The sequence below is a fragment of the Streptomyces sp. NBC_00029 genome, assembly GCF_045160505.1.
Classification (GTDB): domain Bacteria; phylum Actinomycetota; class Actinomycetes; order Streptomycetales; family Streptomycetaceae; genus Streptomyces.
The window spans coordinates 3,717,218-3,743,466 of sequence record NZ_CP108292.1 but is presented as its reverse complement, the minus strand read 5'-3'; the positions used below and the strand labels follow the sequence as shown (position 1 = coordinate 3,743,466).

Sequence of the window (26,249 nt, the reverse complement as noted above, 5' to 3'; positions counted from 1 at the left end):
ACCCTCCGGGACCGGGGGATAAATAGGGCAAGTCCGGAGGCAGGGTCCACACGTCGCGCCCGTTCGCGTATGGTCACGCACACCTACTCCCGGCGACCGTGGTGCACCCGTGATCCGATTCGACAGTGTCTCCAAGTCCTACCCGAAGCAGAGCCGTCCCGCACTCAGAGAAGTCTCCCTCGACATCGCGAAGGGGGAGTTCGTCTTCCTCGTGGGCTCCTCCGGCTCCGGCAAGTCCACCTTCCTGCGCCTCATCCTGCGCGAGGAGCGGGCGAGCCACGGCCAGGTGCACGTCCTGGGCAAGGACCTCGCGAAGCTCTCCAACTGGAAGGTTCCGCAGATGCGGCGCCAGCTGGGGACCGTGTTCCAGGACTTCCGCCTGCTGCCCAACAAGACGGTGGCCGAGAACGTGGCCTTCGCCCAGGAGGTCATCGGCAAGCCGCGGGGCGAGATCCGCAAGGCCGTCCCGCAGGTCCTCGAACTCGTGGGCCTCGGCGGCAAGGAGGAGCGGATGCCGGGCGAGCTCTCCGGCGGTGAGCAGCAGCGCGTGGCCATCGCCCGCGCCTTCGTCAACCGCCCCGCCCTGCTGATCGCGGACGAGCCCACCGGCAACCTCGACCCGCAGACCTCGGTCGGGATCATGAAGCTGCTGGACCGGATCAACCGGACCGGCACCACGGTGATCATGGCCACCCACGACCAGCAGATCGTCGACCAGATGCGCAAGCGCGTCATCGAACTCGAAAAGGGCCGACTCGTGCGCGACCAGTCGCGCGGCGTCTACGGCTACCAGCACTGAAAGGTCCCTGAGACGCAATGCGCGCCCAGTTCGTCATGTCGGAGATCGGCGTCGGTCTCCGGCGCAATCTCACCATGACCTTCGCGGTCATCATCTCCGTGGCCCTCTCGCTGGCCCTGTTCGGCGGCTCCATGCTCATGAGCGAGCAGGTGAGCCGGATGAAGGGCTTCTGGTACGACAAGGCCAACGTCTCGATCTACCTCTGCAACAAGCAGGACGCCCAGGAGGCGGGCGAGGTCGCCGCCAAGCCGGACGGTTCGGCCGGTGGCGGCGCCGGTGGCGTCGCCACCTGCCGCAAGGGCGCCGTGACCGAGGAGCAGAAGAAGCAGATCGAGTCCGAGCTCAAGCAGATGTCCCTGGTGAAGTCCGTCGCCTACGAGTCGGCGGACGAGGCCTACAAGCACTACCAGGAGCAGTACGGCCACACCGCCCTGGCCTCCTCCATCACTCCCGACCAGATGCAGGAGTCCTTCCGGGTCAAGCTCAAGAACCCGGAGAAGTACAAGGTGGTCACCTCCGCCTTCGCCGGCCGCGACGGCATCCACACCGTCGACGACCAGCGCCAGGCGATCGACGACCTCTTCCGGATCCTGAACTACCTCAACTTCGCGGCCCTCGGCATCATGCTGATCATGCTGATCGTGGCGCTGCTGCTGATCGTCAACACCGTGCGCGTCTCGGCGTTCAGCCGCAGGCGGGAGACGGGGATCATGCGGCTGGTGGGTGCCTCCAGCTTCTACATCCAGGTCCCCTTCATCATGGAGGCCGCCGTCGCCGGCCTCATCGGTGCGCTCTTCGCCTGCGCCATGCTCGTGTCCGGTCAGTACTTCGTGATCGACCACGGCGTCGGCCTGCGCGACAAGATCCAGCTGATCGACTTCATGGGCTGGGGATCGGTGCTGGCCAAGCTCCCGTACGTGCTCTTCATCGGCCTCCTGATGCCCTCCGTGGCCGCTTTCATCGCCCTGCGCAAGTACCTGAAGGTGTGACAAGCGCCCCGCGAGCGGTCCGGTCAACCACCCGTACCGGCGCGGGGCTTGTCCTAGACTCGGCGCCATGCTGGGCTTGCCGAGTATTCCCGCCTTCTGTCTCCGGCCCCGCGACCTGCGTCGCGGGGCCGTTCTGACGTTGGCGTTCCTCACCGCCGTCGGTGCCGGTGCGTACACCGGCTGCTGGGACCGCGAGGAGGGCGCCGCGGCCGCCGCGGCCCTGACGGGAGCACCCGCCGCCGAGGCCCCGCGCGAGGCGGGCACCGCCGACCGGGACGCGGTCGCCCGCGCCGCGGCCGAGGCCGTCGCCGAGGGGAAGTCCGGGAAGAAGGCCGCCCAGGAGGTGGTCAGCCGCAGCGGTGACCGCTGGGGCACCGTCTACGACCAGGGCGAGTACGCCGCCTTCGCCGAGGGCCTCGACGGCCACTGGACCGGCGTCGGGGTGTGGGCCCAGCGGGCCCGCGACGGAATGATCGAGGTCGACACGGTCCAGCCCGGAAGCCCCGCCGCCCGCGCCGGGCTGCGGGCCGGGGACCGGCTGCTGAGCGTCGACGGGCAGGCCGTGACCGGTCTGGCCGTGGCCGACGTGGTCGCGCTGCTGCGCGGCGAGGCGGGCACCCCCGTCGTGCTGAACCTGAGCCGGAACGGCGCCGACCTCACCGAGACCGTGCGCCGCGAACAGCTGCGCACCGAGCCGGTGACCGTCCGCCGGCGCCCGGACGGGGTGACCGTCATCAAGGTGGCCTCCTTCACCCGTGGTTCGGGCGAGCGCGTCAGGGCCGCCGTCCGTGCGGCCCCGCCCGGCGCCGGGGTCGTGCTGGACCTGCGCGGCAATCCGGGCGGGCTGGTCGCCGAGGCGGTCACCGCGGCCTCCGCCTTCCTCGACGGCGGGCTGGTGGCCACGTACGACGTACGGGGCGAGCAGCGGGTCCTGCATGCGGCCCCGGGCGGGGACACCACCCGGCCGCTGGTGGCCCTCGTCGACGGCGGCACGATGAGCGCGGCCGAGCTGGTGACGGGCGCCCTGCAGGACCGCGGCCGGGCGGTGGCGGTGGGCAGCCGGACCTTCGGCAAGGGCTCGGTGCAGATGCCGACCGAACTCCCGGACGGTTCGGTTGCCGAACTGACGGTCGGCACGTACCGCACACCGGCGGGCCGGAGCCTGGACGGCGACGGCATCACCCCGGACGTGACGGCCGGCGACCGGGTCGAGGAGCGGGCCGTCACGGTATTGGGTGGCCTCGGGGTGGGTCCGTAGTGCGAAAATGAGCGCACTATGGCTAAGGAAAAAGGGCGCAAGCTGATCGCCCAGAACAAGAAGGCGCGGCACGACTACGCGATCCTCGACACCTACGAGTGCGGTCTCGTGCTCACGGGCACCGAGGTCAAGTCCATGCGCCAGGGCCGGGCCTCGCTGGTGGACGGCTTCGTGTCGGTGGAGAGCGGGGAGGCCTGGCTCTACAACGTGCACGTGCCGGAGTACAGCCAGGGCACCTGGACCAACCACAGCGCCCGGCGCAAGCGCAAGCTCCTCATGCACCGCGAGGAGATCGACAAGCTGGAGCGCAAGGCGGACGAGTCGGGTCACACGATCGTGCCCCTCTCGCTCTACTTCAAGGACGGCCGCGCGAAGGTCGAGATCGCGCTGGCGAAGGGCAAGAAGGAGTACGACAAGCGCCAGACCATGCGGGAGAAGCAGGACACCCGCGAGACGAACCGGACGATCTCGGCCATCCGTCGCAAGCAGCGCGGCACGGTTTAATCATCTGGCACGCGGTGGTCCACTTCGCGTACCATGGCGTCAGCACCGTCCCCCAGGGGTCGGCGCAGCTTGAAAAAACAACATGGGGATGATCGGTTTCGACAGCGGATGTCGATGCAGGGGAAGCGAGCCGAGGAAGCGGCAATGATCTCGCTAACCATATGTCGCAAACAATAATCGCCAACTCCAAGAGCGATAACTCCCGCTTCACCCTCGCTGCCTAATAACAGTGAGCTGAAGCCTCTGTGAGGAGCGTCAGCCCGGAAGTGGTCCCGGTCCGGATCCTGGCGTCAATTAGGGATCTAAACCTCTAGCCCCGGTCACGGGGGTTGGAGGGAAATCAAACAGTGACTGAGCCCGTCGGAGACTTGTCCGTGTGATCTCCGGGGCTGAGAAAAGCGCAGCGGACTGCGCTCGGAGAAGCCCTGCTTCTGCACCGTTGGACGCGGGTTCGATTCCCGCCATCTCCACTCATCCCATGTGGGCAAAGGCCCCGCAGCCTCTCGGCTGCGGGGCCTTTGTCATGCGTCGGTAGTGGTAGCGGGCCTCGAGGACCTTCACTTCCTTCTCGTCGGCCCGGTACACGAGGCGGTGCTCGTCGTCGATGCGGCGGGACCAGGAGCCCGACAGCTCACCCTTCACGGCTCGGGCTTGCCGATGCCGGCGAACGGGTCCCGCTGGATCTCGCCGATCAGGCGGGTGATCCGGCGGGCCATCTTCCGGTCGGAGGAGAGCCGGAACAGTAAGTCCTCCCAGGCGGCGGGGTCGAAGTGAACGCTCCTCACGGCAGAGGTCAGTGGGGACTGCGGGGGCGGAGGCCGATCGCGAGGGCCAGGAGGGCCGCTGCAGCCGGGAGGGCGTAGGCCGTCGTGGGGCCCAGGTGGTCGACCAGGGTGCCGGCCGTCGCCGCACCCAGGGATATGCCCGCGAGGATGGCGGTGACCGTCAGGGTCATGCCCTCGTTGAGGCGGCCCGCCGGGATGAGGGCGTGGACCCGGGACATCGCCGTGACCATCGTCGGAGCCGTGGCCATGCCCGCCAGGAGCAGGGCGCAGGCCAGCGGGAGCAGGGAGCCCGTGGCCGCCGCGAGCCACGGCAGGATCATCGCGCCGGCCATGGCGGTCAGGCAGGTGCGCAGGCCGCGCGGGCGCAGCGTGCCGTAGAGCAGGCCGGCCGCGCAGGAGCCCGCCGCCTGGAGGGCCAGGACCGGGCCGGAGGCGGCGCCCAGGCCCAGGGCGTCGAGGTGGGCGATCGAGGCGATCTCCATCGAGCCGAAGACCACGCCCGTGGCGAGGAAGAGGGGCAGCAGCGGGGCGAGGACCCGCAGTGGGGAGCCGTGGCGGGGGGCCGCCGACACCGGGGGCTGGGTGGAGCGGCAGGAGGTGAAGACCAGCATGCCGGTCAGCAGGAGGGCGGCCGCGGTGAGCGTGCCGGCCTCGGGGAAGAGGAGCGAGCACAGGAGGGCCGCAAGGACCGGGCCGAGCATGTAGCAGAGCTCGTCCGCGGCCTGCTCGAAGGACATCGCGGTGTGGTGCGCGTCCGGGGAGCCCTTCAGCAGGTGCGTCCAGCGGGCCCGGGACATGCCGCCGATGTTGGGGGTGGTGGCCGTCGCGGCGTACGAGGCGAAGAGGGTCCAGGCGGGTGCCCCGGTACGGACGCACGCGATCAGGGACAGCGAGCCGAGGACCGCGATCAGGGTGGCCGGGACGGCGATCCGGGCCTGCCCGTGACGGTCGATCAGCCGGGCGGTCCACGGCGCGACCAGCGCGGTGGCGGCCAGGCCGGTGGCCGTGACCGCGCCGGCGAGGGCGTACGAGCCGCGCTGCCCGGCGATCATCATGACCGCGCTGACCCCGAACATGCCCATGGGGAGCCGGGCGAGCAGGTTCCCGGCGGTGAAGCCGCGGGTGCCCGGCAGGGCGAACAGGCGCCGGTAGGGGCCCCGCGGGCGCGGAGGAGTCCGGTCGGGGAGGGGTGCGGGCGGGGCGGCGAGGACGAGGGTGTTGCCGGTGACGGCCATGAGGGGCATGACCACCACCCTCGGCCGTGACCGGGCGCAGCGTCCAACACCTGTCCGGAGGCCATTCACGCCGATCGGTTGTTAGTCTCCGGGGATGATGCCCCGTGATGTGGATCCCCGGCTGCTGCGCGGGTTCGTCGCCGTGGCCGAGGAGTTGCACTTCACCCGCGCCGCCGCCCGCCTGTACGTCGCCCAGCAGGCGCTGAGCCGGGACGTACGGCGGCTCGAAGAGGCCCTCGGCACCACGCTGTTCGTCCGGACGACCCGGGCCGTCGAGCCGACCCCCGACGGGGAGCGGCTGCTGCCGCTCGCCCGGCGGGTACTGGCCGCGCACGAGGCGGTCGCCACCGCCTTCGCCGCTCCCCGGCCGCTTCTCGTCGACCTGAACACCGACGGGCCGAGCACCGCGCGCACCGTGCTGGAGCAGGCCCGGGAGCTGGCCCCGGACTGCGAGCTGATGGCCCGCTGGGAGAGCGGGCTGACCTACGCCGCAGCCGAGGTCGCCGCCGGCCGCCTCGACGTCTCCTTCGGCTACGCCGCCGGGCTGGACCCGGTGTGGCGGTCCCGCATCGCGCACAGCCTCGTGCGTTACGAGCCGCTCGCCGTGCTGCTGCCCGACGGGCACCCGCTGGCCGGGCGGGCGACCGTACCGCTGGACGCGCTGGCCGGGGAGACGGTGTACGCGGGCGCCGGGAACCCGCGGACGCCGGAGTGGACCGGACTCGCGCGCGAGCTGTTCGCCGGGCGGGGCATCCTCATGGCGCCGCCCGCACCGGTGGCCATCGGCAAGGACGAGTTCCGCCGGGTCATGGCCAAGACCGGCAATCCGGTGCTGGTGACCGTCGACTTCGTCGACATGCCCGGGTCCGTGAAACGGCCGCTGGTCGACCCCGTACCGCTGTCCCCGCTGTCCATGGTGTGGCGCAAGGGTTTCGGCCACCCCGGACTCGAAGCGCTGCACCGGGCCGTGGCCGACCTCGGTGCCGCACGCGGCTGGCTGGACGTGCCCCCGGCGAGCTGGCGCCCGGCCACGCTCACAGGTGCCCACGGCGGCGGGTGAGAGCAAGGTTTCCCGGCGGTCATCCGGCGGGGACCGGGGCGGAAACGCGCCGTTCCTACGGTCGTTCCACGGACGCGACAGTTTGTGGAGGCGTGTGATGACCGGTACGACCGCACCGCGCAAGGGGGGCCGCTGGATCGAGCAGTGGGATCCCGAGGACGAGACCTTCTGGAGCCGGACGGGGGAGCGCATCGCCCGGCGCAACCTGGTCTACTCCGTGTTCTCCGAGCACATCGGCTTCTCCATCTGGTCGCTCTGGTCGGTGATGGTCCTCTTCATGGGGCCGGCCTACGGGATCGACCCCGCCGGGAAGTTCTTCCTGATCGCGACCGCCACCCTGGTCGGCGCGGTCGTCCGGGTGCCGTACACCTTCGCCGTGGCCCGCTTCGGCGGCCGGAACTGGACCGTCGTCAGCGCCCTGCTGCTGCTGGCGCCCACGGTCGCCGCGATCGTCGTGATGGAGCCCGGGACCTCGTACGGGACCTTCCTGCTCGTCGCGGCCCTCACCGGTGTCGGCGGGGGCAACTTCGCCTCCTCCATGACCAACATCAACGCCTTCTTCCCGCTGCGCAAGAAGGGCTGGGCGCTCGGCCTGAACGCCGGCGGCGGCAACATCGGCGTGCCCGTGGTCCAGCTCGCCGGGCTGCTGGTCATCGCGACCGCCGGAGCCTCGCACCCGCGGTACCTGCTGGCCGCCTACATCCCGCTGATCGTGCTCGCGGCCGTGCTGGCGGCCGTACGCATGGACAACCTGGCGCCCGTGCGCAACGACACCGGCGCGGTCCGCGAGGCGCTGAAGGACGCGCACACCTGGATCATGGCGTTCCTCTACATCGGCACGTTCGGGTCCTTCATCGGCTACAGCTTCGCCTTCGGCCTGGTGCTGCAGACCCAGTTCGGCCGCACCCCGCTCCAGGCCGCCTCGCTGACCTTCATGGGACCGCTGCTCGGATCGCTGATCAGGCCGGTGGGCGGGGCGCTCGCGGACCGGTTCGGCGGGGCACGGATCACGCTGGGGACGTTCGTGGCGATGGCGGCGGCGACCACCGTGGTGGTGTTCGCCTCGCAGCGGTCCTCGCTGCCGGTCTTCCTCGTCGGGTTCGTGGCCCTGTTCGTCCTGAGCGGCCTCGGCAACGGATCGACGTACAAGATGATCCCCGGCATCTTCCAGGCGAAGGCGCTGGCCCGCGGCATGAGCGGCGAGAGCGCGGCCGCGTACGGGCGGCGGCTCTCCGGCGCCTCCATGGGACTCATCGGCGCGGTCGGCGCACTCGGAGGTCTGGGCATCAACCTGGTCTTCCGGGAGGCGTTCCGCACCTCCGGCTCCGGAACGGCCGCCTTCGTCACCTTCCTGGGCTTCTACGCCCTGTGCTGCGCGGTCACCTGGGCGGTATACCTTCGCCGCCCGGCCGCCCCGGTGATCCACACCGCCGGGGCCGAGACGAAACCGCAGCTCACGTCGGTGTAACCGGGGCGAAATACGGGTGAACCGAGTCCGACACGGGGTGTTGGGAAGCTCGGTCCACCCGTACCGCCCCCACATGCGTCACTAGGCAGGTCACGATGGACGACACGAACACCGGCCCGCTCGCGGGCTTCACCGTAGGGGTCACGGCCGCCCGGCGCGCGGACGAGCTCATCGCGCTGCTGCGGCGGCGCGGGGCTGCGGTGCTGCACGCGCCGGCGCTGCGGATCGTGCCGCTCGCCGACGACAGCGAGCTGCTGGCCGCCACGAAGGAACTGATCGGCTGCGCACCGGACGTGGTCGTGGCCACCACCGCCATCGGCTTCCGGGGCTGGATCGAGGCCGCCGACGGGTGGGGCGTCGGGGAGGAACTGCTGGAGCGGCTGCGGGCCGCCGAACTGCTGGCGCGCGGACCGAAGGTGAAGGGCGCCATCCGGGCCGCCGGGCTCGTGGAGACCTGGTCCCCGGACTCGGAGTCGCTCGCCGAGGTGCTCGAGCGGCTGCTGTCGGCGGGAGTCGACGGCCGGCGGATCGCGCTCCAGCTGCACGGCGAGCCGCTGCCGGGCTTCGTCGAGGCGCTGCGGGCGGGCGGGGCCGAGGTGGTGGTGGTCCCTGTGTACCGGTGGATGGCGCCGGAGGACCTCGCACCGCTGGACCGGCTGCTCGACGCGATGATCGGCGGCTCGGTGGACGCCGTCAGCTTCACTTCGGCGCCGGCGGCGGCCTCGCTGCTGTCCCGGGCCGAGGAGCGGGGGCTGCAGGAGGCCGTGCTGGACGCGCTGCGCGGCAGTCTGCTCTCCGCGTGCGTCGGTCCGGTGACCGCGCTGCCGCTGCAGGCGCTGGGGGTGGACACGGTGCAGCCGGAGCGGTTCCGGCTGGGCCCGCTGGTGCAGTTGCTCTGCAAGGAGCTGCCCGGCCGGGCCCGCGTACTGCCGGTGGCCGGGCACCGGGTGGAGATCCGGGGCCACGCGGTGCTGGTGGACGCGCAGCTGCGGCCCGTACCGCCCGCCGGGATGGCCCTGCTGCGGGCCCTGGCCCGGCGGCCCGGCTGGGTGGTGGCCCGTGCGGAACTCCTGCGGGCGCTGCCGGGCGCGGGGCGGGACGAGCACGCGGTGGAGACGGCGATGGCCCGCCTCCGGGTGGCGCTCGGCGTCCCGAACCTGATCCAGACGGTGGTCAAGCGGGGGTACCGGCTGTCGCTGGACGCGGGCGGCGAGGCCAAGTACGGGGAGCTGCCCGCCGACGCGGTGACGGCCAGGGGAGTCGTCGGCTAGCGTGCCCGGATGATCGTTGACGGGGTGGAGATGAGGGGCGTAGCGCTCGGCGACGCCGCCGGGCTGGCCGAGACGTTCGCCCGGAACCGGGCGTTCATGACGCCCTTCGAACCGGACCGCCCGGACTCCTTCTACACGGAGGACGGCCAGCGGGAACGGATCGAGGGCGTGCTCGCCGAGCGGGACGCGGGCCGGATCGTCCCCTACCTGTTCGTCGAGACGGCCACCGGTACGCCCGTCGGCGCGATCAACCTCGGCTCCATCGTGCACGGTCCGCTGTGCAGCGGCGGTGTGGGCTACTGGGTCGACCGCGCCTGGCACGGCAAGGGCCTGGCCACCGCCGGCGTGGCGGAGGTCTGCCGGGTCGCCCGCGACGAGCTGGGCCTGCACCGGGTGGAGGCGGGCACCCTGGTCGACAACCTGGCCTCGCAGCGGGTACTGGCGAAGGCGGGCTTCGTGGAGTTCGGCCTCGCGCCGCGCTACCTCCACATCAACGGCGCCTGGCGCGACCACCGCCTCTTCCAGCGCCTCCTCCACGACGACCCCCCGCCGGGTTCCGGCCGACGAGGCTGAAGGTGCGCGGCTGCAGCCACCGGAGGTACCGGTTCGGGGGCTTCCGCTGCGACCCGCCGAGCGGCAATCTGGTACGGCACCCCACGACGGGAGGCTGACGGCATGCGGTTCGATTCCGGGCGGGTCTGCCTGGACCTGGTGGCCACCTTCACCCCCCACGAGGGGATCCCGGACGGTGACGAGCTGCGGGTGTGGCTCGCCGGGGCCGGCCTGGTACCCGACCGGACGCCGCTCGTCCGGGTGGGTCCCGACTGGGCCGAGGCCTTCCGCTCCCTGCGCGCCGACGTGGAAACGCTCGTACGGGCGGAGCTGCTCGGCACCGACACGGACGAGAACGCCCTCGCCCGGGTCAACGCCCTGGCCGCCGGACCACCCCCCGGTCTGTGCGCCGTACGGGACCAGGAAGGGCACCTCGTACGGGAGCTGTGCGGCGGCGTGGAGTGCGGCGCGCTGCTCGCGGCCGTCGCCCGGGACGCCGTCGAGCTGCTGACCGACCCCGGCGACCGCGCGCTGCTGCGGGCCTGCGCCGGCGACGGCTGCACCCGCGTCTACCTGGACACCTCCCGCGGCCACCGGCGCCGCTGGTGTTCCAGCGAGCGCTGCGGCAACCGGGAGCGCGTGGCCAGGCACCGCCGCCGGGCGCTGGCGGCCGGGCCCCGGTAGGGGTCCCGGCCCGGGGCGTACCACCCAGCGAGACCGGTTCCGGAACGGGCGTGCGGACAAGGGGCCGATTCGCGTACGGTTGACGGTCGCCCATGCACGTCAGAAGGGGGCCTTGGTGGCCGCGCAGAATGCCGCTGTCGACAGCACGGCGGATTCCGTCCGCGATCGGGAGACCGCGGTCGAGCAGACGCATCTCGACCGGGTGTACCGACGCCTTGAGGAGAAGATCCACGAGGCCGAGTTCCTCATGAACGACGCCGCCAAGCGCGGCCAAGTGGGTACGCCCGGCGCGCTCGCCGAGCGCGACGCGCAGGTCTTCCGGGCGGGCATCCACCTGAACCGGCTGAACAACGAGTTCGAGGACTTCCTCTTCGGCCGCATCGACCTGGTGCTCGGCAAGGACGGGGAGCGCGGCGCCGACGGCGCCTACACCTCCGTGGAGCCCGCCGACGACGCGATCCGCGAGGACCTCACGGCCGACGTCGCCGAGACGCTGCACATCGGCCGCATCGGAGTCCTGGACTCCGACTACGCGCCGCTGGTCATCGACTGGCGCGCGCCGGCCGCCGCACCGTTCTACCGCTCGACGCCCAAGGACCCGGGCCGGGTCGTGCGCCGCCGCGTCATCCGCTCGAAGGGCCGCAAGGTGCTGGGCGTCGAGGACGACCTGATGCGCCCCGAGGTCACCGCGTTCCTGGACGGCCGGGAGCTGCCCGCCATCGGCGACGGCGCCCTGATGGCCGCCCTCGGACGGGCCCGTACGCACTCCATGCGCGACATCGTCTCCTCCATCCAGGCCGAGCAGGACCTGGTCATCCGGGCCCCCGCCGCCTCCGTCGCCGAGGTCGCGGGCGGTCCCGGCACCGGCAAGACGGCCGTCGCCCTGCACCGCGCCGCCTACCTGCTCTACCAGGACCGGCGCCGGTACTCCGGCGGCATCCTGATCGTCTCCCCGACCCCGCTGCTCGTCGCCTACACCGAGGGCGTGCTGCCCTCGCTCGGCGAGGAGGGCCAGGTGGCCATCCGGGCGCTGGGTTCCCTCGTCGACGGCGCGGAGGCCACCACCTACGACTCCCCGGCCGTGGCCCGCGTCAAGGGCTCCTCCCGGATGCTCAAGGTGCTCCGCAAGGCCGTACGCGGCGCACTGGAGCTCGGCGGCGCCCCCGACCGGCTGCGCGTGGTGGCCTTCGGCCGCCGCCAGGAGCTGGAGGCCGACGAGCTGAACCGGATCCGGCAGAACGTCCTCAGCGGCACCGCCCCGGTCAACCTGCTGCGCCCGCGCGCCCGCAAGCTGCTCCTCGACGCCCTCTACGCGAAGTCCGGCGGCGCCGGCCGGCACAGCGACCCGGAGCTGGCCGCCGAGCTGCGCTCCGCCTTCGACGAGGACATCTCCACCGAGGACGCCTTCATCGGCTTCCTCAATGCCTGGTGGCCCGAGCTGACCCCGCGCGCGGTGCTCGCCGCGCTCGCCGACGAGCGCCACCTCGGCCGCTGGTCGCGCCGGGACCTCAACCCGCGCGAGTCCCGCCAGCTGGCCCGTTCGCTGCGCCGGGTGGGCCCGGACGGCAAGGGCCCCCTGTCGGTGCACGACGTGGCGCTGCTGGACGAGCTCCAGCAGCTGCTCGGCGCCCCGGCGCGGCCCAAGAGACGGCGGGAGATGGATCCGCTCGACCAGCTCAGCGGGCTGGAGGAGCTGATGCCGACCCGCGAGGAGACGCAGTGGGAGCGGGCCGAGCGGCTCGCGGCGGAGCGCACCGAGTACGCGCACGTGATCGTGGACGAGGCCCAGGACCTGACGCCGATGCAGTGGCGGATGGTGGGCCGCCGGGGCCGGCACGGCACCTGGACGGTGGTGGGCGACCCGGCGCAGTCCTCCTGGACGGACCCGGAGGAGGCCGCCGCGGCCCGCGACGAGGCCCTGGGCTCGCGCCCGCGCCGGCGGTTCACCCTGACGGTGAACTACCGCAACCCGGCCGAGGTCGCCGAGGTCGCCTCCCGGGTGCTGCGCCTGGCGATGCCCGGCATGGAGCCGCCGACCGCGGTGCGCTCCACGGGCCTGGAGCCCCGCTTCACGGCTGCCGGGGGAGACCTCGCCGCCGCGGTCCGGGAGGAGACCCGCCGGCTGCTGGAGCAGGTGGACGGCACGGTCGGCGTGGTCGTGGCGATGGACCGGCGCGCGGAGGCCGCGGGCTGGCTCGCGGACCTCGGCGGGCGGGCGGTGGCGCTCGGCAGCCTGGAGGCCAAGGGCCTGGAGTACGACGCCACGGTGGTCGTCTCCCCGGCGGAGATCGCGGACGAGTCCCCGGCGGGCCTGCGGGTGCTGTACGTGGCGCTGACGCGCGCGACGCAGCAGCTGACGGTGGTCTCGGCCGACCGGGACAAGCCGGACGCGGACGGGGTGCCGGAGCTGCTGCTGCCGTAGCGGGCCCCGGACGGTGGCCCGGCGGTGGCGGTTCATCGCCCGGGTCCCGGCCCGCTCAGGGCCCCGTACGGCCGGATGGGCGGCGACCAGGAGCGTGGTGCTCGGATACGGGTGCGAGCAGGGGGATCACTTTCGGCGATCCTTTGTTAGCCTGGGTACGGCACCGACTCGATCCAAGCCCCCGGGCCCAACCTTCGTCGCTCAGAGCGACCACTTGCCGCGAGGCGAGCATGGCGGGTCGGTGTCATAGACGTACGAATCACCAGGTCCGCGCCCTCCACTCAGTGGGGGGCGCGGACCTGTTTTGTATGACCCCACCCTTCCGAACCCCCCTGGAATCTCGTATGGTGGAAGAGTCTTTCCGAATTTTGTAGCTGGTTACCTTGTACTGGCTGGTAGGTGGGACGATCGGACAACAGGTCCTGCCGCATCTGCTGTGCAGCGGGGCTCTGTGTGTTACAGCGAACCAGGGACAGAAGAGGAACACGGCCATGGCAACGGCGCCCAGCGTCTCGTATTCGATGACGGTCCGTCTGGAAGTGCCCGCGAGCGGAACCGCGGTCTCCCAGCTCACCACCGCCGTGGAATCCTCCGGCGGATCGGTCACCGGCCTCGACGTGACCGCATCCGGCCACGAGAAGCTCCGGATCGACGTCACCATCGCCGCGACCTCCACCGCGCACGCGGACGAGATCGTCGAGAAGCTGCGCGGCATCGAGGGCGTCAGCCTCGGCAAGGTCTCCGACCGCACCTTCCTGATGCACCTCGGTGGCAAGATCGAGATGGCGTCCAAGCACCCCATCCGCAACCGTGACGACCTCTCGATGATCTACACCCCGGGTGTGGCCCGCGTGTGCATGGCGATCGCCGAGAACCCCGAGGACGCGCGCCGCCTCACCATCAAGCGCAACACCGTCGCAGTCGTGACGGACGGCTCCGCCGTGCTGGGCCTCGGCAACATCGGCCCGATGGCCGCCATGCCGGTCATGGAGGGCAAGGCGGCCCTGTTCAAGCGCTTCGCCGACATCGATGCCTGGCCGATCTGCCTCGACACCCAGGACCCCGACGAGATCGTGGCCGCCGTCAAGGCCATCGCCCCCGGCTTCGCGGGCATCAACCTGGAGGACATCTCCGCGCCGCGCTGCTTCGAGATCGAGGCCCGGCTGCGCGAGGCCCTCGACATCCCCGTCTTCCACGACGACCAGCACGGCACCGCGATCGTCGTCCTCGCGGCCCTCACCAACGCACTGCGCGTGGTGGGCAAGGCAGTTGGCGACGTCAAGGTCGTCATGTCGGGCGCCGGCGCGGCCGGTACCGCCATCCTCAAGCTGCTGCTCGCGGCGGGTGTCAAGAACGCGGTGAGCGCCGACATCCACGGTGTCGTGCACGCGGACCGCCCGGACCTCGTCGACGCGGCCGCCGACTCCCCGCTGCGCTGGATCGCCGACAACACCAACCCCGAGGGCTACACGGGCACGCTGAAGGAAGCCGTGGTCGGCGCCGACGTGTTCATCGGGGTCTCGGCCCCGAACGTGCTGTCCGGCGAGGACGTCGCCGCCATGGCCGAGGGTGCGATCGTGTTCGCGCTCGCGAACCCGGACCCCGAGGTGGACCCGGCCGTCGCGCGCCAGACGGCCGCCGTCGTGGCCACCGGCCGCTCCGACTTCCCGAACCAGATCAACAACGTGCTGGTCTTCCCGGGCGTCTTCCGCGGTCTGCTGGACGCTCAGTCCCGCACCGTGAACACGGAGATGATGCTGGCCGCCGCGAGCGCGCTCGCGGACGTGGTCGGCGAGGACGAGCTGAACGCGAACTACATCATCCCGTCGGTGTTCAACGACAAGGTGGCGGGCGCCGTCGCGGGTGCCGTCCGCAAGGCCGCCGCAGGGGCCTGAGCCCAGCTGTGACGGCCCTCACGGCGCTCTGATACCGGCGCGTCGCGAGATGCGGGCCCGTCGGGCCGCCTCTAGGGTTGCGGGGATGCCCGCGAGGTCCGCGGTCCGCAGCGGCGTGTGAGCGAGGGCGTGGACGGAGCGTCACCGCGGCGTGACTGTGGCGCTTTTCGTGTGACCCCGACGGGTGCCGGATTGGCTTTCCCGCCGCTGGTGGGGGCAGGATGCGTAACCGGGCGAGAGGGTCTGACGTTCAGACCCGGGTCCGGGGACTGTCCTAGGGCCCTGGCAGCATCGGCTTCGATCTCACGCCTCTAAGGCAAGTTGAACACGGGAGTACAACATGAACCGCAGTGAGCTGGTGGCCGCTCTGTCCGAGCGCGCCGAGGTGACCCGCAAGGACGCCGACGCCGTTCTGGCCGCGCTCGCCGAGACCGTCGGCGAGATTGTCGCCAAGGGCGACGAGAAGGTCACCATCCCCGGCTTCCTGACCTTCGAGCGCACCCACCGTGCCGCTCGCACCGCGCGCAACCCGCAGACCGGCGACCCCATCCAGATCCCGGCCGGCTACAGCGTGAAGGTCTCCGCGGGCTCCAAGCTCAAGGAAGCCGCCAAGGGCAAGTAGTCCTGCCCCGGCGCCGGAGGCCGCACAGGCCTCTGGAACGGCAGTAGTACGCAGAACGACGATGGGCGGTCACCCCCGGGCGGGGTGGCCGCCCTTCGGTCTGTCCGGGGCCGGGTACGGGCGGGGCGCAGGCCGGTGCGGCCGGGAACGGGCGGGCGGAGCGCAGGCCGGGCCGCGGACGGGGCGCGGGGCGGGTGCGGACGGGGCGAGGGGCGGGCGCGGACGGGGCGAGGGCGGGCAGGGGCCGGACACGGGCGGGACGCGACCGGTGGGCCCGGCGGGCCGGCGCGGGTCCCGGGCGTGCCCGGCAGGCCCGGAAGGCCCTGTGAGGGGCCGTCAGGGCCCTGCCGGGGCCCTGAATGGCCCGCGGCAGCCCCCGTAATGCCTCCGGTATGCCCCTGGCATGCCCCACCGGGCCGCCGGCGGCCACGAGATGGCCCCCGGGGACGAGGAAGCCCCCCGGGCCCTGTGCGGGGCCCGGGGGGCTTCTGCGTGCACGGCACGACGTGCGCGCCACGGCCGTGGGATGCGGCCGTACGGTGGCTCAGACGAGCTCGCCGCCCGGCAGTTCGACCTTCGCGCCGAGTTCCACGAGCTTCTCCATGAAGTTCTCGTAGCCGCGGTTGATCAGGTCGATGCCGTGGACCCGCGAGGTGCCCTCGGCGGCCAGCGCCGCGATCAGGTACGAGAACCCGCCGCGCAGGTCGGGGATGACCAGGTCGGCGCCCTGCAGCTTGGTGGGGCCGGAGACGACCGCCGAGTGCAGGAAGTTGCGCTGGCCGAAGCGGCAGGCGCTGCCGCCCAGGCACTCGCGGTACAGCTGGATGTGAGCACCCATCTGGTTGAGCGCCGAGGTGAAGCCGAGCCGCGACTCGTAGACCGTCTCGTGGACGATCGACAGGCCGGAGGCCTGCGTCAGGGCCACGACGAGCGGCTGCTGCCAGTCCGTCTGGAAGCCGGGGTGGACGTCCGTCTCCAGTGCGATGGCCTTGAGCGGGCCGCCCGGGTGCCAGAAGCGGATGCCGTCGTCGTCGATCTCGAACGCCCCGCCGACGCGGCGGAAGGTGTTCAGGAACGTCATCATCGAGCGCTGCTGGGCGCCGCGCACGTAGATGTTGCCGCCGGTGGCGAGGGCCGCGGAAGCCCAGGAGGCGGCTTCCAGGCGGTCCGGGAGGGCCTTGTGGTTGTAGCCGCCGAGGCGGTCGACGCCGGTGATCCGGATGGTCCGGTCGGTGTCGACGGAGATGATCGCGCCCATCTTCTGCAGGACGCAGATGAGGTCCTCGATCTCCGGCTCCACCGCGGCGTTGCTGAGCTCGGTGACGCCCTCGGCCAGGACGGCCGTCAGCAGCACCTGCTCGGTCGAGCCGACCGACGGGTAGGGGAGGCGGATCTTGCAGCCGCGCAGGCGCTGCGGGGCTTCCAGGTACTGCCCGCCCTCGCGCTTCTCGATGGTCGCGCCGAACTGGCGGAGCACGTCGAAGTGGAAGTCGATCGGCCGGCCGCCGATGTCGCAGCCGCCCAGGCCCGGGATGAAGGCGTGGCCGAGGCGGTGCAGCAGCGGGCCGCAGAACAGGATCGGGATGCGGGAGGAACCCGCGTGGGCGTCGATGTCGGCGACGTTCGCGCTCTCGACATGGGTGGGGTCGAGGACGAGCTCGCCCGGCTCCTCGCCGGGACGGACCGTCACCCCGTGCAGCTGGAGCAGCCCGCGGACGACGCGCACGTCACGGATGTCGGGAACGTTGCGCAGCCGACTGGGTTCGCTGCCGAGCAGAGCGGCGACCATGGCCTTGGGCACGAGGTTCTTCGCACCGCGGACACGGATCTCGCCCTCGAGCGGGGTACCGCCGTGGACAAGCAGTACATCGTCACTGATGCCGGTCATGAATCTCGCGTTCCGGAGTGGGGTCCCCCCGGCGGCAGCCAGGGGGAGGGAGGGCAGGGGGCCAGGGAAAAGGGTAAGGGCCACCACCCCCTTGTTCGTAAGGCCGACGTGGCCGTAGGACTGTCATGAATTCGGCACAACACCCTCCGTATCCACCACATGGCGGAGCGTTGCGTTCCGCCTGCGGTTTCCGCGCGCGCTCCTCGCTGCTCCCGTGCGCCCTGAGCTGCGGTCGATCCGATCTTTCCGCCCGCCCCCCGGAATCGGCGAATGTGCGGGATCATGGCGGCATGACCGAGGTGTCCTCCCTCACAGGGCGGCTGCTCGTTGCCACCCCCGCCCTCGCGGACCCGAATTTCGACCGCGCGGTCGTGCTCCTGCTCGATCACGACGAGCAGGGCTCCCTCGGCGTGGTCCTCAACCGGCCGACCCCCGTGGGCGTCGGCGACGTCCTGCTGCCCTGGGCTCCGCTGGCCGGCACCCCCGGTGTGGTCTTCCAGGGCGGGCCGGTGGCGATGGACTCGGCCCTGGGCATCGCGGTGATCCCGGGCGAGGAGGGTCCGCTCGGCTGGCGCCGGGTGTACGGGGCGATCGGACTGGTCGACCTGGAGGCGCCGCCGGAGCTGCTCGCGGCGGCCCTGGGGGCCCTGCGGATCTTCGCGGGTTACTCCGGCTGGGGGCCGGGTCAGCTGGAGGCCGAGCTCGGCGAGGGCGCCTGGTACGTGGTGGAGTCGGAGCCCGGGGACGTGTCCTTCCCGGACCCGGAGCGGCTCTGGCGGGCGGTGCTGCGCCGCCAGCGCAGTGACCTCGCGATGGTCGCCACCTATCCGGACGACCCGTCGCTCAACTGACTGGCGCGGGGTTAAGTACCCTGGGTCCATGAGCACTCTTGAGCCCGAGCGCGGGACTGGCACGGGGACCCTCGTAGAGCCGACGCCGCAGGTGTCGCACGGTGACGGCGACCACGAGCGCTTCGCCCACTACGTCCAGAAGGACAAGATCATGGCGAGCGCGCTCGACGGGACCCCCGTCGTCGCGCTCTGCGGCAAGGTCTGGGTACCGGGCCGGGACCCGAAGAAGTACCCGGTCTGCCCCATGTGCAAGGAGATCTACGAGTCCATGGGCCCCGGTGGGGACAAGGACAAGGGCGGCAAGGACAAGTAGTCCGGCCCCCGGCCCCCTCTCTTCCGCAGGACCGAGACCCCCGGCGCGCCATCGCGCGTCCGGGGGTCTTTGCCGTGCCCGCACGGCGCGTTAGGGTCGGCGCGACGAGCGCCCTGCGGAACGAGCGTTGCGCAGGACGCAACAGGCGCACGCAGTCGTGAAGGGCTCACGCATGGACCTGATCCCCGCACCCCGGGTCGCACTTCTCGACGAGGACGGGCGCCGCTTCGCGTTCGGGCCGCAGCCGGTCCTGGACGCCGGTCCGGGCACCGGGACGGTCGCGCGCTGGCTGCGACGCGAGCTGGGGGCCGCCACCGGCTGGGAGCTGCCCGCCGCCGCGGCCGGCGTCACCGCCGAGCTGCGGCTGCGTATCGACCCGGACGGCGCGTGGGACCGCGGGCCGGAGTCGTACCGCATCGACATCGGCCCGGACGGGGCGGAGCTGACCGGCGCGAGCGCGGCCGGCCTGTTCTGGGGTGCGCAGACGCTGCGTCAGCTGCTCGGACCCGACGCGTACCGCAGGGCGCCGCTGCCGGGCCGCACGTGGAGCCTGCCGTACGCCGCAGTCGTGGACGGCCCGCGGTTCGGCTGGCGCGGGATGATGCTGGACGTGGCCCGGCACTTCATGCCCAAGGACGGCGTGCTGCGCTACATCGACCTGCTCGCCGCCCACAAGCTCAACGTCCTGCACCTGCACCTCACCGACGACCAGGGCTGGCGGATCGAGATCAAGCGCCACCCGCGGCTCACCGAGGTCGGCGGGTGGCGGCCGCGCAGCCGGTGGGGCCACCGGGCCTCGCCGTTGTGGAACGAGACCCCGCACGGCGGGTACTACACCCAGGACGACATCCGCGAGATCGTCGCCTACGCCGCCGAGCGGCACGTCCGGGTGGTCCCGGAGATCGACGTACCGGGGCATTCGCAGGCCGCGATCGCCGCGTACCCGGAGCTGGGCAACACCGACGTCGTCGACACCGCGGCGCTCGGCGTGTGGGACGACTGGGGGATCACCGAGAACGTGCTCGCGCCCACCGAGGCGGTGCTGCGGTTCTACGAGGGGGTCTTCGAGGAGCTGCTGGAACTGTTCCCGGCGGAGGTCTCGCCCTTCGTGCACGTGGGTGGGGACGAATGCCCCAAGGCGCAGTGGAAGGCCTCCGCGGTCGCCCAGGAGCGGATCCGCGAGCTGGGCGTGGACGGGGAGGACGGGCTGCAGTCCTGGTTCATCCGGCACTTCGACGGCTGGCTCGCAGAGCGGGGCCGGCGGCTGATCGGCTGGGACGAGATCCTGGAGGGCGGGCTCGCGGACGGCGCCGCGGTGTCCTCGTGGCGCGGCTACGAGGGCGGCATCGCCGCCGCCGAGGCCGGGCACGACGTGGTCATGTGCCCGGAGCAGCAGGTGTACCTGGACCACCGGCAGGCGGGCGGCGCGGACGAGCCGATGCCCATCGGGTACGTGCGTTCGCTGGAGGACGTCTACCGCTTCGAACCGGTGCCGCCGAAGCTGTCGGCGGAGGCCGCCGCCCACGTGCTGGGCGCGCAGGCCAACGTCTGGACCGAGGTGATGGAGAACCGGGACCGGGTCGACTACCAGGTGTTCCCGAGGCTCGCGGCCTTCGCCGAGGTGGTGTGGTCGTGGCAGCCGGCGCCGGGGGAGCGCGACTTCGCGTGGTTCGAGGGCCGGATGGCCGCGCACTACGCGCGGTTGGACGCCCAGGGGGTCGATTACCGGCCGCCGGGCGGCCCGTTGCCGCGGCAGCGGAGGCCCGGGGTGCTGGGACGCCCGATCGAGGGCGCGCCCCCGAACGTGTGACACGGGAGTGACGGCGCGCACCCGAACCGAAAGGGAACGGGACCGGAACTCTGCCTCAATTTCCCCCGATACAGGGAAAATCGGGCAATCGGGGAGCAGGGCTGCCGAAGGCGGTGCGACAGGGCCGTACACCCCGTACGGGGCACCACGCGCGGAGGCGGCCGCAGCGGGCGGACCCTCGCGCCGGGCGGCCCGGAAGATGTGCCAGAGTTGCCACGTCCCGGCGGTGAGCACGTACCGTACGGCGGAACAGGCGTGAGCGCCGGAACCGGGACATCGGGAAGGGGCAGCTGGGTTGACCACGCACGCACCGCACGCACTGGATTCACCTCAGGGGCCGCAGGGCCCGCAGGCGGCGCAGTCCGTGACGCTGCCGGCCTCGCTCGACGAGGCCGTGGCGGCGCTCACCGCCATGCCCGCCGCCGTGCCGGTCGCGGGCGGCACCGACCTGATGGCCGCCGTCAACGCCGGGCTGCTGCGGCCCGCCGCACTGGTGGGCCTCGGCCGGATCAACGAGATCCGCGGCTGGCAGTACCAGGACGGCCACGCACTGCTCGGCGCGGGCCTCACCCACGCCCGGATGGGACGGCCGGATTTCGCCGCTCTGATCCCCGCCCTGGCGGCCGCGGCCCGTGCCGCCGGCCCCCCGCAGATCCGCAACGCCGGCACCCTCGGCGGGAACATCGCCACCGCCGCGCCCACGGGTGACGCACTGCCCGTGCTGGCCGCGCTGGAGGCCGTACTCGTCATCGTCGGCCCGGGCGGGCAGCGGGAGATCCCGGTGTCGTACCTGCTGGCCGGCCGGGAGATGCTGCGGCCCGGCGAGCTGATCGGCTTCGTGCGGGTGCCGCTGCTGCACGCACCGCAGGTGTTCCTGAAGGCCACGGGCCGTACCGGGCCGGGGCGTGCCGTGGCATCCGTGGGGCTCGTCCTCGATCCCGCGCGCCGGGGCGTGCGCTGTGCCATCGGCGCGGTCGCCCCGATGCCGCTGCGGCCGCTGGAGGCCGAGCAGTGGGTGGCCTCGCTGATCGACTGGGACGGCGAGCGGAGCCTGGCCCCCGAGGCGCTGGAGGCCTTCGGCGAGTACGTCGCGGCCGCCTGCGTGCCCGACCAGGGCGAACCGGTGGCTCCGGGAGTACTGCATCTGCGGCGGACGGTGGCCGTGCTGGCGCGCAGGGCCCTGGGGAGGGCGCTGACCTCATGAGCGAGAACGAGAACGAGAACGTGACCCAGGGGAACGGCACGGCGGGCTGGGGCTGGGAACCGGTCCCGCAGGGCGGCGAGTACGACTCGGACGCCACGGCCTTCGTGAAACTGCCGCAGGACATGCTGGACGCGCTCGGCACCGGGGAGCCGCTCGCGGCGCCCGGGCACGGCTATGTGCCGCCGCCGATGATCGTGCCGCTCGGCTCGGCCAGTACGGATCCGGCGGCCACCGGCACATGGACCATCCCGGTGCAGTGGCCGGAGGCGGGCGGCACGGGCCAGGCCGGCCAGGCGGGTGCGGGGCACGGTCCGGGTGCGGGCCAGGGCCCGGGGACCGGTCCGGTGGGCGGGCCGATCCCGGCGTCGGTCCCGATCCCGGCGTCGGTCGCGGCGGCGTTCGCCGAGGCGGAGCCGGAGCAGCAGCCCGACCCGAGCGCGACCGCCGAGTGGCGGTTCCCGGAGGCGGCGCACGAGCCCGGGGCGGTGTCTTCGGCGACCGGCCAGTGGGCCGTGCCCGAGTTCACCGAGTACCCGGAACAGCCGAACGACTACCGGCCGGGCGGACTGGACGCCGACTGGAGCCAGGCCCCGGCAACGCTGCCGGGCGGCGCCGCGGCGCCGTGGGCGTACCTGACGCAGCAGCCGGCCAGGGACACGGGCGCGGGCGTCGCCGGGCACGGTGCCGGTGCCGGTCACGGCGCCGGTGTGCTGCCCGGTACGGACGAGGCCGCGGCCGCTTCGGCCGCCGCCGCCGCGACCGCGCACGCCGCCGGGCGGCTGCTCGGCGGGCCCGGAGTGGGCGCCGCGGGCCGTGGTCCGCGCGTGCTGGGCGGCCCCGGTGTGGGTACCCCCCTGCCCGAGGGCGAGCCGGTCCACCAGGCCCCGCACGACATCGAGGCCGCGCACGGCCCGGCGGCGGAGCCGGCCGAGGGCGCCAGGGGCGCCGACCACGCGGAGCACACGGGGCACGCGGGGCAGGGCGAGTACACCGGCCAGGGCGAGTACGCCGGGCACGCGGAGCAGGGCGAGTACGCCGGGCAGGGTGACTACGCGGGGTACGCGGAGCAGGCTCCGGAGCCCGCCGCCGCGAAGCCGGTGGCTCCCGGTGACCTGGATCTCTTCGGCGGGGTGCGCGCGCAGGCGCCGGCCGCCGGACCCGCGCAGCCCCCGGGCACCGACGGACACGGCTTCGCGGCCTTCGGCCACGCGCCGGAGCCCGGTCCCGCGGCACTGCGCGAAGCCGGTCCCGAGGACGGGTACGAAGCCGGTCCCGAGGACGGGCACGGAGCCGGTCCCGAGGGTGGGTACGAAGCCGGTCCCGAGGGTGGGCGCGAGGCCGCGCACGACGCCGCGCACCAGGGGGAGCCGGGCGCTCCGGAGCCCGCCCCGGCGAGCGGCGAGCACGGCCCGGCGGTCTCCGACCCCGCGGCCGGGGACGAGCCGGCCGCGCAGGAGCCGCCGGCCGGCCGCACGCCGGACGCGGACACCGCCGACCATGCCGGTGGAATCCCGGACGAGGGCACCACCGAAGGTCTCCCGGCCGAGGTGGAGGCGTACGAGGAAGAAGCGGACGCCGGGGCCGTCGCCCATCACGAGCACCCGTCGGCCTCCTACGTCCTGCGCGTCAACGGCGCCGACCGCCCCGTCACCGGCGCCTGGATCGGCGAGTCCCTGCTGTACGTGCTGCGCGAGCGCCTCGGCCTCGCCGGCGCCAAGGACGGCTGCTCGCAGGGCGAATGCGGCGCCTGCGCCGTGCAGGTCGACGGCCGGCTCGTCGCCTCCTGCCTGGTACCGGCCGCGACGGCCGCCGGCAGCGAGGTCCGCACCGTCGAGGGGCTTGCGACGAACGGGGAACTCTCGGACGTACAGCAGGCGTTGTGCAGGTCGGGCGGGGTGCAGTGCGGGTTCTGCATCCCCGGCATGGCCATGACCATCCACGACCTGCTGGAGGGCAATCACGCCCCCAGCGAGCTGGAGACCCGTCAGGCCCTGTGCGGCAACCTCTGCCGCTGTTCCGGCTACGCCGGGGTCGTCGACGCCGTGCGCGAGGTCGTGGCCGAGCGCGAGGCGGCGGCCGCGGACCCGGCGGCAGCCCCGAGCGCGGGCGCACCGGAGCCTCGCATCCCGCACCAGGCAGCGCCCGGCGAGGGCGGCATCCACCACGGAGGCACGGCGTGAGCGGGCAGGACGCGGCGACCGCGACGACAACGGTGAACCCCACGGTGACGGCCATGGCCGCCCCCGCCTCCGAGGCCTCCGAGCCGCAGGTGCCGCGCGGAATCGGGGTCTCCGTCCCGGCCGCGGACGCCCGCGCCAAGGCCGAGGGCACCTTCCCCTACGCCGCCGACCTGTGGGCCGAGGGCCTCCTGTGGGCCGCCGTGCTGCGTTCCCCGCACGCCCACGCCCGGATCCTCTCCATCGACACCACGGCCGCCGCCGAGATGCCCGGCGTGCGCGCCGTCGTCACCCACGCCGACGTGCCCGGTGCCACCACGCACGGCCGCCGGATCGCCGACCGGCCGGTCTTCGCGCACGACGTCGTACGCCACCACGGCGAGGCCATCGCCGCCGTGGCCGCCGACCACCCGGACACGGCACGCCTCGCCGCGGCCGCGATCGCCGTCGAGTACGAACTCCTCGACCCGGTCACCGACCCCGAGCAGTCCTTCGGCGCCCCCGCCCTGCACCCCGACGGCAACCTGATCCGGCACATCCCGCTGCGCTACGGCGACCCGGAGGCCACCGGCGAGGTCGTCGTCGAGGGCCTGTACCGGATCGGCCGCCAGGACCCCGCCCCCATCGGCGCCGAGGCCGGACTGGCCGTACCGCGCCCCGACGGCGGCGTCGAGCTCTACACCGCCTCCACCGACCCGCACACCGACCGCGACCTGGCCGCCGCCTGCTTCGGGCTGGAACCGGACCGCGTACGCGTGGTCGTCACCGGCGTGCCGGGCGCCACGGCCGACCGCGAGGACGCGGCGTTCCAGCTCCCGCTCGGGCTGCTCGCCCTGCGCACCGGCTGCCCGGTGAAGCTGGCCGCCACCCGCGAGGAGTCCTTCCTCGGCCACACCCACCGCCACCCGACCCTGCTGCGCTACCGCCACCACGCGGACGCGGAGGGCCGGCTGGTCAAGGTCGAGGCGCAGATCCTGATGGACGCGGGCGCGTACGCGGACGCCTCCTCGGAGTCCCTGGCCGCGGCGGTGGCCTTCGCCTGCGGCCCGTACGTCGTCCCGCACGCCTTCGTCGAGGGCTGGGCGGTACGCACCAACAACCCGCCGTCGGGCCACGTCCGCGGTGAGGGTGCCATGCAGGTGTGCGCCGCGTACGAGGGCCAGATGGACAAGCTCGCGGCGGCCCTCGGCATCGACGGGGCCGAGCTGCGCATGCGCAACGTCCTGGCGACGGGCGACCTGCTGCCCACCGGCCAGACGGTGACCTGCCCTGCCCCGGTGGCCGAACTGCTGCGCGCGGTCCGCGACTTCGAACTGCCCGCCCTGCCGAAGGACGCCCCCGAGGACGAGTGGCTGCTGCCGGGCGGCCCCGAGGGCGCGGGCGAGCCCGGCGCGGTACGGCGCGGGGTGGGCTACGGCGTCGGCATGGTCCACATGCTCGGCGCGGAGGGGACCGACGAGGTCTCCACCGCCACGGTGAAGGTGGTGGGCGGCGCGGCGACGGTCATCTGCGCGGCCGTCGACACCGGCCAGGGCTTCGCCACGCTGGCCCGCCAGATCGTCCAGGAGATCCTGGGCGTCGACGAGGTCACCATGGCCCCGGTGGACACCGACCAGCCGCCGGCCGGCCCGTCGGCGCACGGCCGCCACACGTGGGTGTCCGGCGGCGCGGTGGAACGGGCGGCCAAGATGGTCCGCACCCAGCTCCTCCAGCCGATGGCCCACAAGCTGGGCATGTCCACGGAGCTGCTGCAGATTCAGGACGGCCGCATCACGTCGTACGACGGCGCTTTCTCGATGTCGGTCGGGGAGGCGATGGCGGGCAAGGAACTCTGGGCGACGGCCCAGTGCCGCCCCCACCCGACGGAACCCCTGGACGCGGACGGCCAGGGCGACGCGTTCGTGGGCCTCGCCTTCTGCGCGATCCGCGCGGTGGTGGACGTGGACATCGAACTGGGCTCGGTACGGGTCGTGGAACTCGCGGTCGCCCAGGACGTGGGCCGCATCCTGAACCCCCGTCAGCTGGAGGCCCGTATCGAGGCGGGCGTCACCCAGGGCGTGGGCGCGGCCCTGACGGAGAACCTCCGCACGGTCGCCGGCCTGGTCCGCCACCCGGACCTGACGGGCTACGCCCTGCCGACGGCGCTCGACGCCCCGGCGGTCCGGATCGTCAAACTGGTCGAGGAACGCGACGTGGTGGCCCCCTTCGGAGCGAAGGCGGCGAGCGCGGTCCCGGTGGTGACGACCCCGGCGGCGATCGCCTCGGCGGTCCGCGCGGCCACGGGCCGCCCGGTGAACCGCCTGCCGATCAGGCCGTCGGCGGCGGTGGGTGCGCCCAACTCGTGACCGTGTGACCCACATTGCACGTGCAACCCGGGCTTGGGCCTGTCGGTGCCGATCGCTAGAGTGATCGCTCCGGGTGGATGCGTAGGTGCGCACGCGGATGCGAACGGGGACGGGGAG

The 26,249-nt window shown here is 72.9% G+C and carries 20 protein-coding genes, 1 other RNA gene and 1 pseudogene; 19 read left to right on the top strand and 3 right to left on the bottom strand.

From position 1 onward, the window contains the following. Positions 1-109: 109 nt before the first annotated feature. From ftsE to ssrA, 5 genes are all read left to right on the top strand, one after another. Positions 110-799 carry a cell division ATP-binding protein FtsE gene (ftsE, locus tag OG753_RS17650; RefSeq protein ID WP_327262726.1) on the top strand — a complete coding sequence of 230 codons (690 nt, stop codon included), beginning with the start codon at positions 110-112 and terminating at the stop codon, positions 797-799. A 17-nt stretch (positions 800-816) separates the two neighbouring features. Further along, positions 817-1,788 carry a permease-like cell division protein FtsX gene (gene ftsX, locus OG753_RS17645; RefSeq protein WP_327262725.1) on the top strand — a complete coding sequence of 324 codons (972 nt, stop codon included), beginning with the start codon at positions 817-819 and terminating at the stop codon, positions 1,786-1,788. Between the two features lie 67 nt (positions 1,789-1,855). Continuing rightward, positions 1,856-3,046, top strand: coding sequence for a S41 family peptidase (locus OG753_RS17640; protein ID WP_327262724.1), 1,191 nt, complete (start codon positions 1,856-1,858; stop codon positions 3,044-3,046). Positions 3,047-3,064: 18 nt separating this feature from the next. Next, positions 3,065-3,550 carry an SsrA-binding protein SmpB gene (gene smpB / locus OG753_RS17635; protein ID WP_266595930.1) on the top strand — a complete coding sequence of 162 codons (486 nt, stop codon included), beginning with the start codon at positions 3,065-3,067 and terminating at the stop codon, positions 3,548-3,550. 84 nt (positions 3,551-3,634) lie between these two features. Continuing rightward, positions 3,635-4,023, top strand: a transfer-messenger RNA (tmRNA) gene (gene ssrA, locus OG753_RS17630). On the opposite strand, the pseudogene OG753_RS17625 reads toward ssrA, so the two are convergent. Both OG753_RS17625 and OG753_RS17620 read right to left on the bottom strand, forming a co-directional pair. Continuing rightward, positions 4,022-4,335: pseudogene (locus tag OG753_RS17625) on the bottom strand (Txe/YoeB family addiction module toxin). The gene ssrA and the pseudogene OG753_RS17625 sit on opposite strands and share 2 nt — an antisense overlap. Positions 4,336-4,343: 8 nt before the next feature. Further along, positions 4,344-5,570: an MFS transporter gene (locus OG753_RS17620; RefSeq protein ID WP_405792703.1), complete on the bottom strand. Its 1,227-nt coding sequence runs from the start codon at positions 5,568-5,570 to the stop codon at positions 4,344-4,346. Positions 5,571-5,664: 94 nt separating this feature from the next. Here OG753_RS17620 and OG753_RS17615 point away from each other — a divergent pair, with 94 nt between their 5' ends. The 8 genes from OG753_RS17615 (at position 5,665) to OG753_RS17580 (ending at position 15,544) form a co-directional block, all read left to right on the top strand. Continuing rightward, entirely contained in the window at positions 5,665-6,630 is a 966-nt protein-coding gene (locus OG753_RS17615) for a LysR family transcriptional regulator (RefSeq protein WP_405789116.1), read from the top strand. Between the two features lie 97 nt (positions 6,631-6,727). Next, the gene (locus tag OG753_RS17610) at positions 6,728-8,098 is read left to right on the top strand and encodes a nitrate/nitrite transporter (RefSeq protein ID WP_327262722.1); all 1,371 of its coding nucleotides are present in this window, start codon (positions 6,728-6,730) and stop codon (positions 8,096-8,098) included. A gap of 95 nt (positions 8,099-8,193) precedes the next feature. Next, complete coding sequence (locus OG753_RS17605; RefSeq protein ID WP_327262721.1) at positions 8,194-9,369, top strand: uroporphyrinogen-III synthase; 1,176 nt, start codon at positions 8,194-8,196, stop codon at positions 9,367-9,369. Positions 9,370-9,378: 9 nt separating this feature from the next. Then, a complete protein-coding gene (locus OG753_RS17600; RefSeq protein ID WP_327262720.1) occupies positions 9,379-9,942 on the top strand; it encodes a GNAT family protein in 564 nt (187 codons plus the stop codon). A gap of 102 nt (positions 9,943-10,044) precedes the next feature. Continuing rightward, positions 10,045-10,605 (top strand): CGNR zinc finger domain-containing protein, encoded by a 561-nt coding sequence (locus OG753_RS17595; protein WP_327262719.1) that lies wholly within the window; start codon positions 10,045-10,047, stop codon positions 10,603-10,605. A gap of 115 nt (positions 10,606-10,720) precedes the next feature. Beyond that, entirely contained in the window at positions 10,721-13,027 is a 2,307-nt protein-coding gene (locus tag OG753_RS17590; RefSeq protein ID WP_327262718.1) for a UvrD-helicase domain-containing protein, read from the top strand. 491 nt (positions 13,028-13,518) lie between these two features. Continuing rightward, positions 13,519-14,922, top strand: a complete 1,404-nt coding sequence (locus OG753_RS17585; RefSeq protein ID WP_030769711.1) for an NAD-dependent malic enzyme — start codon at positions 13,519-13,521, stop codon at positions 14,920-14,922. A 340-nt stretch (positions 14,923-15,262) separates the two neighbouring features. Continuing rightward, the gene (locus OG753_RS17580; protein WP_007264399.1) at positions 15,263-15,544 is read left to right on the top strand and encodes an HU family DNA-binding protein; all 282 of its coding nucleotides are present in this window, start codon (positions 15,263-15,265) and stop codon (positions 15,542-15,544) included. 544 nt (positions 15,545-16,088) lie between these two features. On the opposite strand, the gene murA is transcribed toward OG753_RS17580, so the two are convergent. Continuing rightward, positions 16,089-17,432: a UDP-N-acetylglucosamine 1-carboxyvinyltransferase gene (murA, locus tag OG753_RS17575; protein ID WP_202201366.1), complete on the bottom strand. Its 1,344-nt coding sequence runs from the start codon at positions 17,430-17,432 to the stop codon at positions 16,089-16,091. A 290-nt stretch (positions 17,433-17,722) separates the two neighbouring features. On the opposite strand from murA, the gene OG753_RS17570 reads away from it, so the two are divergent. The 6 genes from OG753_RS17570 to OG753_RS17545 all read left to right on the top strand — a co-directional run bounded on the left by OG753_RS17570 (position 17,723) and on the right by OG753_RS17545 (position 26,132). Next, positions 17,723-18,283 (top strand): YqgE/AlgH family protein, encoded by a 561-nt coding sequence (locus OG753_RS17570; protein ID WP_327262717.1) that lies wholly within the window; start codon positions 17,723-17,725, stop codon positions 18,281-18,283. A gap of 28 nt (positions 18,284-18,311) precedes the next feature. Continuing rightward, the gene (locus OG753_RS17565; protein WP_030010729.1) at positions 18,312-18,596 is read left to right on the top strand and encodes a DUF3039 domain-containing protein; all 285 of its coding nucleotides are present in this window, start codon (positions 18,312-18,314) and stop codon (positions 18,594-18,596) included. 172 nt (positions 18,597-18,768) lie between these two features. Further along, the gene (locus OG753_RS17560; protein WP_405789113.1) at positions 18,769-20,406 is read left to right on the top strand and encodes a beta-N-acetylhexosaminidase; all 1,638 of its coding nucleotides are present in this window, start codon (positions 18,769-18,771) and stop codon (positions 20,404-20,406) included. 319 nt (positions 20,407-20,725) lie between these two features. After that, positions 20,726-21,610, top strand: coding sequence for an FAD binding domain-containing protein (locus tag OG753_RS17555; RefSeq protein ID WP_327266793.1), 885 nt, complete (start codon positions 20,726-20,728; stop codon positions 21,608-21,610). Beyond that, positions 21,607-23,790, top strand: coding sequence for a 2Fe-2S iron-sulfur cluster-binding protein (locus OG753_RS17550; protein WP_405789111.1), 2,184 nt, complete (start codon positions 21,607-21,609; stop codon positions 23,788-23,790). The genes OG753_RS17555 and OG753_RS17550 overlap by 4 nt, the downstream gene beginning before the upstream one ends. A gap of 53 nt (positions 23,791-23,843) precedes the next feature. Further along, positions 23,844-26,132, top strand: a complete 2,289-nt coding sequence (locus OG753_RS17545; protein ID WP_327266792.1) for a xanthine dehydrogenase family protein molybdopterin-binding subunit — start codon at positions 23,844-23,846, stop codon at positions 26,130-26,132. Positions 26,133-26,249: the final 117 nt, after the last annotated feature.

What these genes read in the sequence shown, in the direction of transcription:
- OG753_RS17570 (WP_327262717.1), top strand. Translation starts at nt 17,723, where the DNA reads ATGACCGAGGTGTCCTCCCTCACAGGGCGGCTGCTCGTTGCCACCCCC.
- OG753_RS17640 (WP_327262724.1), top strand. Translation starts at nt 1,856, where the DNA reads ATGCTGGGCTTGCCGAGTATTCCCGCCTTCTGTCTCCGGCCCCGCGAC.
- OG753_RS17560 (WP_405789113.1), top strand. Translation starts at nt 18,769, where the DNA reads ATGGACCTGATCCCCGCACCCCGGGTCGCACTTCTCGACGAGGACGGG.
- OG753_RS17605 (WP_327262721.1), top strand. Translation starts at nt 8,194, where the DNA reads ATGGACGACACGAACACCGGCCCGCTCGCGGGCTTCACCGTAGGGGTC.
- smpB (WP_266595930.1), top strand. Translation starts at nt 3,065, where the DNA reads ATGGCTAAGGAAAAAGGGCGCAAGCTGATCGCCCAGAACAAGAAGGCG.
- OG753_RS17620 (WP_405792703.1), bottom strand. Translation starts at nt 5,570, where the DNA reads ATGGCCGTCACCGGCAACACCCTCGTCCTCGCCGCCCCGCCCGCACCC.
- OG753_RS17565 (WP_030010729.1), top strand. Translation starts at nt 18,312, where the DNA reads ATGAGCACTCTTGAGCCCGAGCGCGGGACTGGCACGGGGACCCTCGTA.
- OG753_RS17595 (WP_327262719.1), top strand. Translation starts at nt 10,045, where the DNA reads ATGCGGTTCGATTCCGGGCGGGTCTGCCTGGACCTGGTGGCCACCTTC.
- OG753_RS17580 (WP_007264399.1), top strand. Translation starts at nt 15,263, where the DNA reads ATGAACCGCAGTGAGCTGGTGGCCGCTCTGTCCGAGCGCGCCGAGGTG.
- OG753_RS17610 (WP_327262722.1), top strand. Translation starts at nt 6,728, where the DNA reads ATGACCGGTACGACCGCACCGCGCAAGGGGGGCCGCTGGATCGAGCAG.
- OG753_RS17585 (WP_030769711.1), top strand. Translation starts at nt 13,519, where the DNA reads ATGGCAACGGCGCCCAGCGTCTCGTATTCGATGACGGTCCGTCTGGAA.
- ftsX (WP_327262725.1), top strand. Translation starts at nt 817, where the DNA reads ATGCGCGCCCAGTTCGTCATGTCGGAGATCGGCGTCGGTCTCCGGCGC.
- OG753_RS17615 (WP_405789116.1), top strand. Translation starts at nt 5,665, where the DNA reads ATGATGCCCCGTGATGTGGATCCCCGGCTGCTGCGCGGGTTCGTCGCC.
- OG753_RS17600 (WP_327262720.1), top strand. Translation starts at nt 9,379, where the DNA reads ATGATCGTTGACGGGGTGGAGATGAGGGGCGTAGCGCTCGGCGACGCC.
- murA (WP_202201366.1), bottom strand. Translation starts at nt 17,432, where the DNA reads ATGACCGGCATCAGTGACGATGTACTGCTTGTCCACGGCGGTACCCCG.
- OG753_RS17550 (WP_405789111.1), top strand. Translation starts at nt 21,607, where the DNA reads ATGAGCGAGAACGAGAACGAGAACGTGACCCAGGGGAACGGCACGGCG.
- OG753_RS17545 (WP_327266792.1), top strand. Translation starts at nt 23,844, where the DNA reads ATGGCCGCCCCCGCCTCCGAGGCCTCCGAGCCGCAGGTGCCGCGCGGA.